General features: G+C 36.4%; 10 protein-coding genes. 2 read left to right on the top strand and 8 right to left on the bottom strand.

Annotated features, from left to right (window positions below; translation table 11 throughout):
* Nucleotides 1-405: 405 nt before the first annotated feature.
* The 8 genes from M2372_RS23955 to M2372_RS23920 form a co-directional block, all read right to left on the bottom strand.
* Complete coding sequence (locus M2372_RS23955; RefSeq protein WP_409013153.1) at nt 406-702, bottom strand: VanZ family protein; 297 nt, start codon at nt 700-702, stop codon at nt 406-408.
* Between the two features lie 55 nt (nt 703-757).
* Nucleotides 758-1,135 (bottom strand): glycine cleavage system protein GcvH, encoded by a 378-nt coding sequence (gene gcvH, locus M2372_RS23950; RefSeq protein ID WP_115973722.1) that lies wholly within the window; start codon nt 1,133-1,135, stop codon nt 758-760.
* A 107-nt stretch (nt 1,136-1,242) separates the two neighbouring features.
* Complete coding sequence (gene sprA, locus M2372_RS23945) at nt 1,243-8,304, bottom strand: cell surface protein SprA (protein ID WP_123321596.1); 7,062 nt, start codon at nt 8,302-8,304, stop codon at nt 1,243-1,245.
* 57 nt (nt 8,305-8,361) lie between these two features.
* On the bottom strand, nt 8,362-8,946 hold the full coding sequence (gene ruvA / locus M2372_RS23940) for a Holliday junction branch migration protein RuvA (protein ID WP_115973724.1): 585 nt from the start codon (nt 8,944-8,946) through the stop codon (nt 8,362-8,364).
* A gap of 182 nt (nt 8,947-9,128) precedes the next feature.
* On the bottom strand, nt 9,129-10,427 hold the full coding sequence (locus M2372_RS23935; protein WP_123321595.1) for a carbohydrate porin: 1,299 nt from the start codon (nt 10,425-10,427) through the stop codon (nt 9,129-9,131).
* Nucleotides 10,428-10,980: 553 nt separating this feature from the next.
* Nucleotides 10,981-13,266, bottom strand: coding sequence for an NADP-dependent malic enzyme (locus M2372_RS23930; protein ID WP_123321594.1), 2,286 nt, complete (start codon nt 13,264-13,266; stop codon nt 10,981-10,983).
* 15 nt (nt 13,267-13,281) lie between these two features.
* Complete coding sequence (locus M2372_RS23925; protein WP_123321593.1) at nt 13,282-14,133, bottom strand: BadF/BadG/BcrA/BcrD ATPase family protein; 852 nt, start codon at nt 14,131-14,133, stop codon at nt 13,282-13,284.
* Nucleotides 14,134-14,217: 84 nt separating this feature from the next.
* Nucleotides 14,218-14,481 (bottom strand): hypothetical protein, encoded by a 264-nt coding sequence (locus M2372_RS23920; RefSeq protein WP_115973728.1) that lies wholly within the window; start codon nt 14,479-14,481, stop codon nt 14,218-14,220.
* 363 nt (nt 14,482-14,844) lie between these two features.
* Here M2372_RS23920 and M2372_RS23915 point away from each other — a divergent pair, with 363 nt between their 5' ends.
* Complete coding sequence (locus tag M2372_RS23915; RefSeq protein ID WP_115973729.1) at nt 14,845-15,303, top strand: GtrA family protein; 459 nt, start codon at nt 14,845-14,847, stop codon at nt 15,301-15,303.
* Between the two features lie 3 nt (nt 15,304-15,306).
* Nucleotides 15,307-16,035, top strand: a complete 729-nt coding sequence (locus tag M2372_RS23910; RefSeq protein ID WP_123321592.1) for a 1-acyl-sn-glycerol-3-phosphate acyltransferase — start codon at nt 15,307-15,309, stop codon at nt 16,033-16,035.
* Nucleotides 16,036-16,067 lie beyond the last annotated feature (32 nt).

Genomic DNA, 16,067 nt, shown 5'->3' with positions numbered 1-16,067 from the left:
GACTAGATTACCACCCCGTCAAAAATTCTTTGAATTTTTGACACCCCTCCAAAGGATGGGAATGATAGAAGCCATCACTTATGGATAATAGGTAAGGATATTAATTGATGCCAACCTATTATTTATTATTCATCATTTATAAAGTGGTCCCCTACCCTAGCCCCGATAGGAACGGTTACCCCACAGTATGGGTTAGAGCGTAGAAGGGTTTGGGTGTAGGAGTGTGTGGGCGCGAGGAGTAGAAGTGGATAGCGGGATTAAGCTCCTCAATGAGTTTGAGGGTATGAGCATGCTAGAGTTGGAGAGAACGAATATATATGAAAGAGTGAAAGGTGAAGAATAGAAAAATTTAAAAATTGAAAGCATTTGAGAATTGTAAAGGTCTTCTCAGTTTCAAGAGTGTAATTAGAAAAATCGTTTTATGAATAGCTTATAGGTATAATAGCCGATGAGACAACCAATGGTGTCTGCTACGATATCGAGAGTTTCCATGGATCTTCCCAGTCCCATCTCTTCCTGGAGAATTTCTGTAAGGAAGGCATACATAAGGATGATCTGGAAAAAGTAAGAGAATTTTATCTTAGGAAATGCGGCCATGAATAAGAACCCTAAGGCTGCAAATATACTTAAGTGCAATACTTTGTCAATACCGTTGAACATGAACCAATATTCGTGGTTCTCTTCTCCGGGCTTGAGAAGCATATAAGTAAGAAATGCCCAATAAATGGGCAATATCTTACTAAATATTTTTAAAATTTTATCCAATGATTGCTTTGTAATCTTCTGCAGAAAGCAATTCAGATAGGTCTGCCCCATCAGCAATTTCTAATTTGATGATCCATCCGTCTCCATAAGGATCTGTATTTAACAGTTCCGGCTGATCTTCCAATTCCGAGTTGAACCCGATAACCTTTCCTGCGATAGGTAAGAATAAGTCTGAAACAGTTTTTACTGCCTCCACACTTCCGAAAACGTCCCCGCCATTAAGATCATCATCTACTGTATCAACATCTACATAAACGATGTCTCCAAGTTCTCCCTGAGCGAAGTCTGTAATACCGATTGTAGCCACATTACCTTCGATCTTGATCCATTCGTGATCTTTAGTGTACTTTAATTCTGATGGTGTGTTCATTTTTTAATTTTTATTTTCTACAAATGTATTCAAAATTATAGTAGCTTCAAATATTGGATATAAAAAAAGTCCTTCAAAACTGAAGGACTTTTAAGTTTATGTTATTTCTAGAATCCACCACCGGACTCTCCGAACGTAAATGTTGCTGAAATACCAGCTCTGATCGTAGACAGCGGGAAGGCTGTAGAGATCTTATACTTCGAGGTCATCTGTTCGTAGAAGACTCTCAGGTTAAGACTTTCGGAGACATTGTAATCTGCAGAAAGTTTAATATTGAGAAGTCTCTGTCCTCCTGTCACCTGCGAATCATTCAGGAGGATATTCATAATGGAAGTTTTACTATCTCTTAGTGAAATATCTCCTCTGATATTAAGGTCACTTCCTTTTCCTCTTGTTCCTCTTCCTCTGATATTGGCTGTTCCTAATCTGAAGTTTCGGATAATGTATCCTAATCTCACTACATATTCTGTATTGGAATCTTCAGTCAGGGTATGGTTTACCAATCCTAATACCATCATTCGGTTTTTGTTGTACTGTAATCCGAACTGCATATTGTTTCTCATGGTAACATCTACTCCAAGAAGCGGTGAGAAGGATTCTACATACCCTACCTGAGAAAAGGTATAAGGATTAATCTTATCTCCATTATTCACTTTAATATTACCTGCATCATCTACCGTTTGATAATATCCGTTAGGGTTACTATGGTAATCAATATTACTTTGAATTCCTGTTGCAGTATATGTTGCGGTATAAGCATGTGAGATATCAAACTTCGTAAACTGTCCGCTGATGATCGGAATATTCTTTAATCCGGAATAGGTAATTCTCCAGTTTGGTAATGGCATTCCTGCTTTTTTAGGATTTCCTATCGGAGAAACAGATTTTCCTTCAAGAGCGGCTCTGAATGCCGGGATCAATACATAAGCATTGGCTATACTGTAATGTTTAGCAAATCCATCATTTCCTATTTCGGCATTGGGACCTCCAAGCTGTTGTGAAAGTTTCATTGCATTCTCTCTGATCGCCTGATATACTGCTGCACCATCTTTGAATGACGAATTAAGAAGCATGGTAGAATTTGAATAGGTTATCATGTCTGTTGCAAAAGTAAAATCAGGATTAGGAACGCCTCCATTAACATAATTGAATCCGGAATGAGTGAAGTTACTGTTGAAGTTATGCAGTACACTCAGATCGATTCTAAGGTCGTTCATCGGCATCATCTGTAAGTTTGCCCGCAATTCTCTGGTTGACATTCTTACATATGGATCTGTCATAAACTCAGAGCCACTTACCCAGCCATTTTCCATAACTGTTCTTCTGATGTCTGCCTGAGATCCTAATAAGAATCCGATCGTTGGACCTCCTAATGTCTGCCCTGAACCATACCAGTTGGGAGCTGACAATAATCCAGGAAGTACTGTACCGTTGTTTTCGGTATAGCTTACATCCAACTGCTTGAATGAAGTCAGGAAGAATGCTGCACTTTGAAGCACAGTAAGCTTATTCTTGAATTTATAATGCTTATACTTATATCTGTTCTTTTCCCATTGTTTTGTATATACATTATTCAATGAATCCATTTCCTGCTTACGTTTCTGAAGCTTGGTATTAATATCTTTAAAATATTTAAACTGTCCGAAGAATTTAGGAATATCAGCTGATGCTGTTGCCTGAATGACATTCGTATTCTGCCCGATGGAACCTAAGCTTTCTACCTGATTATTATTCGGATTCACCGCACCATATAATGCGGTACTTCTTGCATTCCAGTTATAAGTAAATCCGTATCCTACTTCAGCATCAATAAAGTCCAGATAAGGAAGATACTGGAATGGCAGTTTATAGCTCAATTGTGCTCTGTGATTATACAATACCGGTCTACCTGCTCTGAACACGTTTCCGAAAATCGCTTTATTGTCCATCCCATTGACATCTATGTTATCATTAAGGGTTCTGGTTGCCGAGTTGATCTCCAGCTTCAGTGATTTTGTAAAGTTAAATCCTAAACCATACTGCCATCCGAAATAGAAGTTTCTGTTTCGGATCGATTCCATATCGCCGCTCGCATTTCCACCTAAAATGGCTTCAATATTTCTAAATTCAAGTTCGTTATAGTTCCTGTCAATTTCAGTTCTGAAGGATAATCTTGTTGGGATAGGGTTGATATTAAATTCTTTTACCCATCTCAGATACTTAGTAGATTTTGCTGTATCACTGATCATCTTGTTGAAAGGTTTTATCACCCATGGTTTGAAGGTATAGTTGTAATCAATATACCCTCTCAGATACTGTCTGTAATTTCTTTTGGTATAAATATCCCTGAAATAATCATCATTATATATTGCAGTTACAGAAACGTTTTCAATATCATAAAATTTAGCCTTTTTATTCTGATTTACTCTTTCTTTACGCATATTAACAACTCCGATACTTCTTTGCTGTGTATATGTTCTCGCCACTTTTTTCAGCTGCTCCCTGTTTGGAGCCTTACTGAATTCCACGTCTGTATCCAAAGGATTGTACTTCGGATCTTCGATCGTCTGTGAGTAAGAATAGTTCAACGGAATTTTAACTCCTGTTTTCTCCGGTAATAGTTTGTCTACATTCACTGCTGTATTGATGCTGAATGCTGACTGCGTAGACTGAGTTCTCTCTGCCGGTTTTGAATCAATATTTCCAAACCCTACTGAGGTGTAAGAAGCATTGGTATTAACGGTTGCAAAATCTCCTAAGTTGAAATTTAAGCTTGCGTTTCCTGCATACCCACCATCATTATCAATATCAGAAAGACGAATCTCGTTCACCCATAAAATCCTGTCAATAGAAGGTCCTGAACTTCTTTCCTGCCCATTTCGAATACCAACCATTATAGTTGTCACACTTCCTAAGCTTGGACGTCCCTTAACATAAATTCTTTTATAATTATCCCCAGCTTCAAAGTTCGGATCCAAAAATCGCTGCATAATTTTATCAGCATACATTTTGTCTCTGCGGATTTTTGCGTCAACAAAATTCTGAATATCAAGATTTACTTCGTTTTCCATTGGCCAGATTTCCATAGGAGCTGTTGCCGAAGTTGAAGTAAGCTTTAAAGATGCTTCATATTCGTAGTAGTTATCTGTAACATCATTTCCAAAACGAATAAAGAATTTAGTTTTTTCATCTATTTTCCCTACATTGATATCTCTATTTAATGGATCGTGAGCATGTACAAAAAGTTTTAACTTTTTATATCTTCTCATATCCAGGGTTGTATTTTTGAATACCCCTTGAGCTTTACTAGCTTCCAACTCCCTAGCTTTCATATACAATGATGCCTCATTCTGTCTCTGTGCTCCTGCATTTCCGCTTAATACCTGTCTGTCTATTCCAGGAGGCAATACATATGGCGGCTGATTAAGAGCATTCTCTTCTATATTTACACTTCCTACCTCAAGTCGTCCTATTTCCGGATCTGTTGTTACTCCTTCATTCGGAGTTGGATCTAATGGTATATTTGAATAAGGAGCAAGACTCTTAGAATATTTTCTCCAGTCTGATCTTACAAGGTCCATTGTTCCGAATCTCAGTGTAGAAGTATTTTCAAAGCCTGTTAATAATAATCTCGCAAATCTTACATTATTAAGTACCGTTTCCTTAGCAGTTCCCTGAGCTTTATCAAAATTGGAAACTGGTATTCTGAATAAGTACCATTTTACATCAGCTGATTGTCCGTTCAGGAAAGTGGCTTTTACTGTTTTTATGTCAACAATATTATTTTCTGCTCCTAATGAAAGACTGGCCTGATCTAATTTTATTGGATATTCATTATAGCTTTCAATCTGATCCAGGTTATAATCCCTGTTAATATCTTCTGCATCCGGAGTCTGCGAAGCCACACTCAGTGAATTTGCTTCTGAGTTTCCGTCTGGATTTCTGAAGTATTTGTAACGCTCAATAACTGAAGCCGCCTGGGTGCCGGTAAATTTATCTGACATAAAAAAGACAAAGTCATCCACTGCAGGGTCAACAATATTTGTTACCGGGTTTACAAAAGTATTCCCGAATCTCATCGCTTCCTGATCTGAGCTTAAACCGTCATACCCTACATCCTGAGCTTTTCTTCCGTCTCCTTCTGTAGAGAAGGCATATAAAATAGGAGGCTGTTTTGGCTGTACACCCCAATTTGAAACCGTGGTAGCAGATGTAGCTCCCGGTGCAGGAAGACCGTTTTCATACAGCATTTTCCCATCTTTAAGGATATCTTCAGATACGTTTCCTAAGTGTAATAATAATTTCGGATTATCTCCCAGTTGATGACCATCAGCATAAGGATCCATCATCCAAAATTCAACATATTCAATGTTTGAGCTTACAAAGTTCGGAACACTGATTGGGCGCATAATACCTGCCCATCTGCTGCCAGCCTGCTCTGCAAGTGGATTTACGTTATAAGGTCCTTTTTCTTTAGGATAGAAGGAGATATCGAAAGTATTGGTATAGGTTTGGTCTCCCGCAACAAAGTCTCTGTTGTTATAAATTTCAGAAAGCAGTACTCTTCTTGAAGCATTGTTGGAAACAGATTGTGGAGTAATTCCAGCAGGAGGTCTTCCCCCAACATTCCAGAATCTCGGATCGATATTATACCATGATAAAAGCCCTCTTCCATATCCACTCGTGATATCATCACTTGTTGGAGGTATATTAAAAGGAGGTGACGTATTTTTTTCAGGTCTTGAAGCCAAGCTCCATGCCGCAGGTTCCTTTAAAGATATTTTTGATGTTGTCTGTTCAAAATCGTCAATATAGGCCTGGCTGTTGGTTGCTTTATTCAATCCCGGAATAAGGTATGCTGCCTCCATCTTAAAGTTGATATTGGATGGTGCCTCAGTTTTGATCAATGGAAGTTTATCAGTAAACCTTGTAAGATAAGGAGCCTGATTATTATACATCATGTTGATTCCTGCCATTGTATTACTAACAGCTTCCTGCCCATAGTTTACCTTTTGGGTAAGTGGTGATTCTGAGTAATTAATAACGGTTCCACCCAAAATAAAGTTTTCATTGAATCTTCTTTCCAGGTTTAATCCCATGAATCTTTTTCTCTGGGTATTAAATGTAAGCTGATTTTCCAATGAAATATTGATAGCCTGTCCGGACTGTTTTATATTTTCATTGAGAATTGTTACCGACCCCAACATATAGTCTACAGTATAGTCTACCCCTTCGGCAAGCTGTACTCCATTTGCAGAAACTTTTACAGATCCCTGAGGTACATTTACTGCTCCCAGAGAAATACCCTGTCCCTGTACCCCTTTGTAACGACCTTCTATCGTGTATCGCTGAGGAACAGAATTTTGATTGGGTAATGGTTTTATTTTATCGTATAAATCATGAAAAACATACATTGGATCATTCCCTACCAAAGACTCCATATACTTACCGAAAGGCTGCAATTTGGTGAAAATAATCTTACCGGTTTCCGGTCTGATCGTAATTCCGGGCACAAAGTCAAAAACTCCGTCTCCTTTGGTACCATCTTTATTGTTCTGAATATCTCCGTTCATATTAAGACGGTCCCAATTCATTAATTTCAATAGATTTAAATCTTTTACAGGAGTATCCGGAAGATAATTTACTTTACCTCCTGTTTTCTGGTCTTTATAATATAAATTAAGAATAAAGCCATCAGGAGATACCTGACCCGCATCTAAGGAATAAATATTCTTCATCATCAATTCCCACATCGGAGAAGATACATCTACACTGTTGTTTACTTTCAAAACCTTAGTAATCAGTACAGGGCTTTCTTCTGAGAATTCCCCAACTTTGTATACTTTATTACTTCCATTCATTGTATATGAATATGAAACAGCCAGAAGCTGCTGGTCATTGAGTTTCTGGTTCAGTGAAATATATCCTAATTGGGGCTGAAATGTATATTCATTAGAATTTAGTTTTCTGGCCTTACTATTAAAGATAAAATGCTCACCGTTTATGTAAGGTTGTGAACTTCCAAATACCTGTCCCTGGTAAACAGCATTATAATCTTTACCGGCTTCTCTTGTTCCGGCCTTTGCTGAAATATCGTTATACAATCCATTCACAGAGTTATCCGGAAAAGCTCCTCCCCCTTCTCCAAGATCCCTGATCCCGATGATTCCTTTCTGGTAAGCTAAATTACTATTCCCTTGATCCAGCACCCAGACTTCAAGCCTGGTGATATTAATGGTTGAATTGATCTGTGGATAATTGATTAGGGCATTATCATATTTATCTACGAAGTAATGTCCTAAAAAATAGTGTTGATTTTCTTCATAGTCATTAGCATTCACCTTAAAGTTGTTCATCACACCTCCTCCCTGTACAACAATATTTCGGGCTTCACCCTGTTGCTGGGAAAGGACTACAGTTCCAAAGGTTTTCCCCAGCTGGAATTCTGTTTTTACCCCAAACAATGATTGTGAACCACGGATCAGACTCGTTGAAAGCGGCATATTTACGTTACCGAATTCAACTCTTTTAATAATTTTATCTTCTCCGCCTGCGTTAGGTTTGTCAACATTTCCAAGTCCTTTGCTCTGCAGGTCTTTCCAGCTTCCTTTTGCTTGCCATACGAGGTTCATTCTGTTTTCAAAGGCAAAACCACTTTGGGTATCGTAATTGGCTTTTAACTGAAGATTCTCCCCTACTTTCCCTAGTAATCCAAGCTGAATTCTCTGGTCTATATCAAAAGTAAAGCTGGTCCTGTTCTGTGGAAGGATCAGCGGGTTATCTATTTTCTGGTAAAGTCCTGCGAAGTCGATGGATGCGTATCCGGAAGGAATGATCTCAATTTTATTGCCCCCGAACAGGGTTTCGAACAACTTATTGTTGATCATCACAGAAGGAATAAGCCCCTTCTTTCTGGCATCACTTTTGTCTTTTCTAAAAAGGAGATTATATTTTTCCGATTTCTCCTTATAATATGCCCTAGTCTGGAGAGCGAGTACATATTCTTTATACTCTTCGGGAGACATGGCAGTAGGAGGACCGGTAATGGTATTTCCAATTTTGGGATATACATAATACATCCCGGTTTTTATATCGAAATAAGCCTCATACCTTGTGGGGTCTGCTACTTCGTATTGCTTTCGTATGATCGTGGTGTCTTTCGCCTGCTGTGCAAAGGCACTTACAGACATAAAGAGGAACGACAGGAACAAAAATATTTTAAAATGCTTATTATTCGCCACCAAATGTTAAATGTTTTTTAAAATTTGTTTAACCAATTCTTCAACCGAGAAGTCAGGATTCTGCTTTAATATTCTATCTGCTATCTTCTCGCTGGTTCTCTTAGGAATTCCTAAAACTTCTAATGCAGATAACGCTTCATCCTTAATTTTATTATCCACCATTGATGAAATAGTCTCTCCCGGACCACTGAATTTCTGTACCTTATCTTTAAGATCCACAATAATTCTTTCTGCTGTTTTTGCTCCGATACCTTTAGCTTTCTGAATCAGCGCACTATTCTTAGAAAGTACCGCTGAAGCAATCTCATCAAGGCTCAAAGTAGACAATAGAATAAGCGCAGAAACTGCTCCCACCCCATTAACGCTTATTAACAGATTGAACATTTCTTTTTCTGAACGAGTGTTAAATCCAAAAAGAAGATGGGCATCTTCACGAATGATCTGCTGGATATATAAAAAGGTCTGCTGATTCAAAACCAGCATTTGTGAGGTCATTAAGCTGATACCCACGTAGTAACCAACCCCTTGTACATTAATTACAGCGTAAGTAGGCGTAAGTTCTTGAACATTGCCTTGTAAAGAAAATATCATTATTAATTTTTAAAACTCCCAAATATAGTAATTTAAACTAATTAATATTTTCATTTCATGCAAGAATGATTTTTAACTTAAATTTTGAAGTGATATTCAATCAATCTGTTATAAGAATATAAGATCTCAAAAATCAGAATTTCGTCAATTTGGAATTGACTTTGAAGATGTCTTTAAATTTGTTACCACCATATTTCCAACTGAAGGCCAAATGATACTCCATTATTTTTGCTGATAAGTCTTGTATTGAAGTCCGAAACGCCTGTACTTCCGGTAAAGTCATCCGACCAATGTGCATAGGTAATAAACGGCCTTAAGACAGGTCTTGAATAATAGCCATAATCCCAGGAGATCTGCGGCGAAAATGTAACTTTCTGTAAACTGCCTTCTACTCCTGATCGATTATTTTTCATATAGTCATTACCCGCTTCTAATGCGAGATTAAAATGCTTGTTGATATAGTACTGATAGCGAAAACCTACACTAAAAAAGTTTTTGGACACTTTATTATCCAGAATATTTTTCATATCGTCGGTATTACCAATTCCAAAATCTCTGTACTGATAGGTAAGTGAAGCTTGCACTGCATGTCTTTGTTTATCATCATACACAAAATTATTAATCACATCAAATGAATTTGCTTTATCAAGATTATAGGTAATGGTATTGCCTTCATTTTCTGATATTGTCTTTCCTGAATAAGGACTTTCAGTAATTGAGCTTCCCTTTCGAAAAATAAGGGTAGAAGTATTACTGATGTTCTTTTTGGAATACGTCCACCATCCCCCCAAAGCATATCCTGCAGATCTTGGAGTGTTGCTAATGTCATTTCGTGTTTTTATGCTGTATTGCCCTAAAAGATTCAGTTTGGAATGTTCGGAAACAGGAATATCCAGGTATCTGAAGTCTGTAACATAGGAATGGGCATCATTATTTCCATATTTAAATCTTATGAATGCCAGATTCATATTTCCCGAGTTTTTAATCTGATAATTTTCTAATCCTAATCCTATTTGTGAATTTTGTGCAGAATTAATCCAAAAATAATCCAGGGACTCCACATTTCTACGATCATAATATCTTTTCCCTACCCATAAGTTTGCATTTTTTACAACTTTATTTATTTTACCGTAGAGCTGTGCTGTTTCCGGAAATTGCTTATATGCATCACTCCCAAAAGGAATAAATTTCGCCATCATATACGTGACTTCGTACAGGTCCACAGAATCCTTGTCTTTGTATCGATAATTGAACTGAAGTTCTCCGTAATGATTAGCTTCATTCCCCATTCTAAATTTATGTACATTATCCGGTGTTGTAAAATTTACCATCTGACCACCGTCTGACCATCCAAAACCTGTTCGGACATATCCATTAACAGACAGCTCGTGGGATTTAAGATTAATTTTTTGCGCAAAGCATAGGGAGCATGCTAAAAGGGACAACAGAGAGCTCATTTGTAACAACTTCTTTTTTTTCATAGTGTTTCTTAAAAGGTAAACTACCCAAAAAACAATACAAATCTTTAACAGAATAAAAATTATCTGTTATTTCATTAAAGCAAAAAATTTCACAGTGGTTATACTCTACTGAATATCAAAAAAGCATATTCCGATTAAGTCGGGAATAGGAGCAAATCAATGATTATGCATTGGCAATAGAATTATATTACACATCTGGATATCTTTTTTCATGCATTTGTACTCTGTGTTCTTTAGTTCGTTTGTGTTTTTATTAACTCAAAGATATTAAATAATACAATTACCTTAAAAAAAACAGCAATCATTCATTATAAATCAAATATTATTAAATATTTTACATTTTCAGCCATGTAAAAAGCTTAATAATTTAAAATTGAAACATCAGAAAGATAAAAATATAAACCTAATTAATTCTTAAAAAACCAGAATTTCAGGCATTCTTTTATCATTTAACACAAATTTTCACTCATAATATATAAAAAATAAAACCAGACAAATACTCGTCTGGTTTTATTTCACCTTTATGATATGCAGGCATATCAATTTTGTTATGTTATTTCTTTTCTCTTCTTTGTGCATCAAGAACAGCAATGGTAGCAAGATTCACGATCTCATCTACGCTGGAACGCATCTGAAGAACATGTACAGGTTGCTTTAATCCCATAAGGATTGGTCCGATCACCTGTGCTACTTTCATTCCTCTTAGAATTTTGTAAGAAAGGTTGGCACTTTCAAGATTCGGGAAGATGAATGTATTTGCTGGAGTTGTTCCCAGTTTTGAGAAAGGATAATCGCTCAGGTGATCTGCATTCATAGCAAAATCCGGCTGAATTTCACCATCAACAATCATCTTAGGATACTTCTCATGAAGGATACTTACAGCTTTTGCCACTTTTTTGGAAGTTTCAGAAATGGCTGCAAAGTTTTCAAATCCAAGCATTGCAATTCTAGGTTCGATTGCAAAAGATTTCACTGTAAATTCTGCCATTTTAGCAATATTCACTAGATCTTCAGCTGTCGGATTCTGATTGATAGAGGTATCTGCGAAGAAAATAGGTTTCTTTTCAGACAGGATCATCATCATTGCTGCTACTTTATCTACTCCTTTATCTTTTTCAATAACTTCTAAAACAGGACGAAGAACTGAGGCATAGTTTTTAGAGAACCCAACGATAAGACCATCAGTATCTCCGTGCTTCAGCATCAAAGGTCCGAAATAATCTCTCTGACGAACATATCTTTTAGCCTTGTACTCGTTCATTCCTTTTCTCTGACGAAGTTTCCAAAGGGTTTCTCTATATTTTTTTCTGTTTTCTTTCTGATCATCATCACTTGGATCAATGATTGGAATATCCAGGTTCATCCCGTAACGTTCCATCTGTTCCTTGATGTATTTTTTATCTCCTAAAAGACTTGGGTATGCAATTCCTTCTTCATAAAGAATCTGTGCTGCTTTTAATACGTTATATTCTTCAGCATTTCCAAGGGTAATTCTTTTCGGATTGGATTTTGCACGGCTCTGCATCATTCTTACCAATCTTTCATCTCTACCCATTCTGTCCAGAAGCTGATGCTCATACTCTTCAAAGTCAGCAATCTGCTTTCTAGCAACACCACTTTCCATGGCAGCTTTCGCTACAGCACTTGATACTTTTGTGATCAGTCTGTTATCAAATGGTTTTGGAATAAAATATTCTCTTCCGAACTGAAGGTTCTGAACGTTATAAGCAAGAATTACAGCTTCCGGCACAGGTTCTTTTGCTAAATCAGCAATAGCGTGTACTGCTGCAAGCTTCATTTCTTCATTAATTCCTGTAGCCTGAACGTCTAATGCGCCACGGAAGATATAAGGGAAACCTAATACGTTGTTTACCTGGTTAGGAAAATCACTTCTTCCTGTTGCCATGATTACATCTTTACGTGTAGAAAGAGCAAGGTCGTAAGCAATTTCCGGATCCGGATTCGCTAAAGCAAACACGATAGGATTTTCGTTCATGCTTAACAACATTTCAGGATTCATTACATTTCCTTTGGATAATCCTACAAAAACATCAGATCCTTTTACAGCATCTTCTAATGTTTCAATATCTGTCTGAGCAATGAAATCTAATTTTTCAGGAGTAAGGTTCTCTCTCTTATGATTGATTACCCCTTTACTGTCACACATCAGGACATTTTCTTTTTTCAGTCCTAATGAAATATAAAGCTTTGTACAGGCGATTGCAGCAGCTCCTGCTCCATTCACCACCATTTTCACTTTATCAATATCTTTATTGGCGATCTGTAAAGAGTTGATCAATGCAGCCGCAGAAATAATTGCGGTTCCATGCTGATCATCGTGCATTAAAGGAATATTCAATTCCTCTTTTAGTTTTTGTTCTATATAAAATGCTTCCGGAGCTTTAATATCTTCCAGGTTGATTCCTCCGAATGTAGGAGCAATTCCTTTTACGATTTCAATGAATTTATCAGGATCTTTTTCATCAATCTCAATATCAAAAACATTGATATCAGCAAAAATTTTGAACAAAAGACCTTTTCCTTCCATCACCGGTTTTGATGCTTCTGCTCCAATATCCCCTAATCCAAGTACGGCAGTACCGTTAGAAATTACAGCTACCAGATTTCCTTTTCCTGTATAATCGTAAACAGTTTCCGGCTTATCGTGAATTTCCATACAAGGAACTGCTACTCCCGGAGAATATGCTAATGACAGATCTCTCTGAGATGAGTGTGGTTTGGATGGTATAACTTCGATTTTCCCTTTGGGTTCTGCTTTATGATAATCTAACGCGGCCTGACTAAAGTTCTTTTCGTCGCGATTGTTGTTACTTGACATAAGTTTTATTTTTTGTTAGAGTATATATTTAATGTGGTAATCTACTAAGCTTTCAATTGGTTTCTGAACTACATGTCCCACATTTAAATTAAGTTCTTCAGCTACAGAGCGTAAAATATTTTCATAATAATAAGCAATGGAGCCAATAAAGTTGATTTCAGCGTCATTGGCCTCTTGATAAGGCATAACCTGATATTCGAAGAAGCTTTTCATTTCTTCAAAAACCATGTTTACAAAGTAAGGATGATCCTTTCTTTCCACAACAAATTTATTGAAATCAGCCAAATAGGCATTTGGTCTTGGAGCGTGATACATGTTTTTCAATGCATCTTCTATAGTAAGTTTATAGTCTGTTTCAAATTCTAGATGAAGATCTGCCGGAAGTTTTTTCATGAAATATCTGCGCACGAGCTGTTTTCCGATCGCACTTCCGCTTCCCTCATCTCCCATCAGGAATCCAAGGGATGGTAATTCAATCTTCACATCTTTACCATCAAAATAACATGAGTTTGATCCTGTGCCTAAAATGCACACAATTGCAGGTTTTCCTTTATAGGCGGCATAAGCAGCAGCCATCAGGTCTTCTTTTACAATAATTTCGGCTTTATCAAATACTTTTTTAAGCTCGATTTCTATGGTTTCTCGGTTTTTTTCCACACCACATCCGGAGCCATAGAAAAAAACTTTGGTAATTGAATTTTTAACCAATATCAGATTGCTGTTCTTCTGTATTTCAGGAGTGATAAGTTCTCTGTTAATAAAATTCGGATTGAAACCGATGGTTTCAGTTTTCAGAAAAACCTTTTTGAAATCATCAAGTATTACCCAATCCGATTTAGTAGAACCACTATCTACAATAGCAACCATATTTTAGATTTTAATTTAAGGATGCTAAATTATGAATTTATCTTCAATTAGCGTTTAAAACAACCTGGAAGCTGTCTAAAATCATTAATGTTTAATTTCAGTTTTTTTATCATTGAATTGCAGAAGCCAATCTTCAATTTCATCTTCCAGATAAGATGCCTGCAGCACCATGGCATTGATAAAATCATCGGGAACAGGTTCGCCATTGGAATTTTCAAGATTCCAAAGTTCATTAGACATATTTTCGTACTCAGAATACACTCGTTTGAAGCGGGAGTTTTCTTTTTCAAGAGCTTCAATATTTTTCTGTTGAAGCTGGAATTTTCTGTATTTGTTTTGACTTTTCATACAAATATTATTAATAATTGGTCATAAAAAATTAGAGTAGTATGCTTTCAAATAGGCATTACAAGATAGAAAAACCATTATCACAAGGATTTGAAAATGAATTTATTATCAGGTTGTAGTAACATCATTCCGCTTATTAAAATTAGAAATAATTTTTATTTAAAAAAATATTTTAACAACTTTTTTCAGTGTTTAACATATAGTTATAAATTTGCATATTCATATTGTAAAGTATCCTGATTTGAAATAATTGAAAACCATTATGAATACATAGGATCGCAGGGACTATTGATTGTTTCACTTATAAAACATTCTAAAACCCAATACAATATAAGATATATTTTCAGTTTTTATATTAATTAAATGAAAGAAATACTTATACGCCAGAAACAGGTTTTGTTCTTCATTATTGCCGGAGGACTAAGCGCAATTGTTGAAATTGGCAGCTTTAAAATATTCAGTACTTACCTGCCTCACTTCTTTGCAAAAGAAACTAACTTTCATGGTATACACTATCCTTTAAGTAATATTTTCTCTACCAGCTGTGGAATTATCACCAACTATTTTCTGAGCATCTGGTTTGTTTTTGAAAGAGGAAAACATTCGAAGAAGAAAGAGTTTGCTTATTTTATGCTGGTGTCTTTTATCTCCACGTTGTTAAGCCTAGGTTTCTTCCAGATATTCTACAGCTTTATTTTTAAAGATAATATCAATTTAATTTTTTATACCTTGAGTCCGGAAATGATCAGCAAGATTGCAGCAATCCTGTTGGTTTCCATTCTTAATTATTCGGTAAAGAAGAAAGTAATTTTTAACGGTTAAACTGTGACAAAAATTTTAAATTATCTCTGGAGATTTTGGCTGTTGTTATTAGCATTTGTTCTAACAACCACTCTTGGGATCCCCGTTTATATTTTATCTTTTAGTAAGAAACATTATAAATACGCTTATAAATTTATCCGGTTATGGTGTTTCGGCATGTTTTACGGCATGGGCTTCCGGTATGACCTTATTAAGCTTTCTGAGCAAGAAAAAGACAGAAACAAAGAATACGTTTTCATCTCGAACCACACTTCGATTATGGATATCATGCTAACCTGCATTCTTTTTCCGCACCACCCGATTTGTTTTGTTGGGAAAAAGGAACTTGTTAAGATTCCAATTTTCGGAACTATTTATCAAAGGATATGCGTAATGGTAGACAGAGCAAGTGCAAAAAGCCGTGCTGATGTATACCGAAGATGTGCAGAAAAAATGGAGGAAGGTAACAGCATTGCTATTTTCCCTGAAGGTGGTGTTCCTGATGATACTTCCATTATTCTGGATGACTTTAAAGACGGAGCTTTTATGCTATCATCAAAACATAACTCTCCTATTGCTGTTTATACCTTTATCGGGCTTAAGGAAATGTTTCCTTTTGACAGCTCAAAAGGTCACCCAGGAAGGGTAAAGGTTTATTTCAATGGAATTATAGAACCTACTGCTTCTCCAAAAGACTTAAAGTCAGAAGCTTATCAAGTAATTAAAAAAACATTGATTGAGTATTCTATTTAAAAGAATTAGTTATATTTGTTTGCGAAATTTTC

This window comes from Chryseobacterium sp. BIGb0232 (assembly GCF_024810195.1).
Taxonomy (GTDB): Bacteria; Bacteroidota; Bacteroidia; order Flavobacteriales; family Weeksellaceae; genus Chryseobacterium; species Chryseobacterium pennae.
This window is presented reverse-complemented; position numbering and strand designations above follow the sequence as displayed.

What these genes read in the sequence shown, in the direction of transcription:
- M2372_RS23955 (WP_409013153.1), bottom strand. Translation starts at nt 702, where the DNA reads ATGCTTCTCAAGCCCGGAGAAGAGAACCACGAATATTGGTTCATGTTC.
- gcvH (WP_115973722.1), bottom strand. Translation starts at nt 1,135, where the DNA reads ATGAACACACCATCAGAATTAAAGTACACTAAAGATCACGAATGGATC.
- sprA (WP_123321596.1), bottom strand. Translation starts at nt 8,304, where the DNA reads ATGTCTGTAAGTGCCTTTGCACAGCAGGCGAAAGACACCACGATCATA.
- ruvA (WP_115973724.1), bottom strand. Translation starts at nt 8,946, where the DNA reads ATGATATTTTCTTTACAAGGCAATGTTCAAGAACTTACGCCTACTTAC.
- M2372_RS23935 (WP_123321595.1), bottom strand. Translation starts at nt 10,427, where the DNA reads ATGAAAAAAAAGAAGTTGTTACAAATGAGCTCTCTGTTGTCCCTTTTA.
- M2372_RS23930 (WP_123321594.1), bottom strand. Translation starts at nt 13,266, where the DNA reads ATGTCAAGTAACAACAATCGCGACGAAAAGAACTTTAGTCAGGCCGCG.
- M2372_RS23925 (WP_123321593.1), bottom strand. Translation starts at nt 14,133, where the DNA reads ATGGTTGCTATTGTAGATAGTGGTTCTACTAAATCGGATTGGGTAATA.
- M2372_RS23920 (WP_115973728.1), bottom strand. Translation starts at nt 14,481, where the DNA reads ATGAAAAGTCAAAACAAATACAGAAAATTCCAGCTTCAACAGAAAAAT.
- M2372_RS23915 (WP_115973729.1), top strand. Translation starts at nt 14,845, where the DNA reads ATGAAAGAAATACTTATACGCCAGAAACAGGTTTTGTTCTTCATTATT.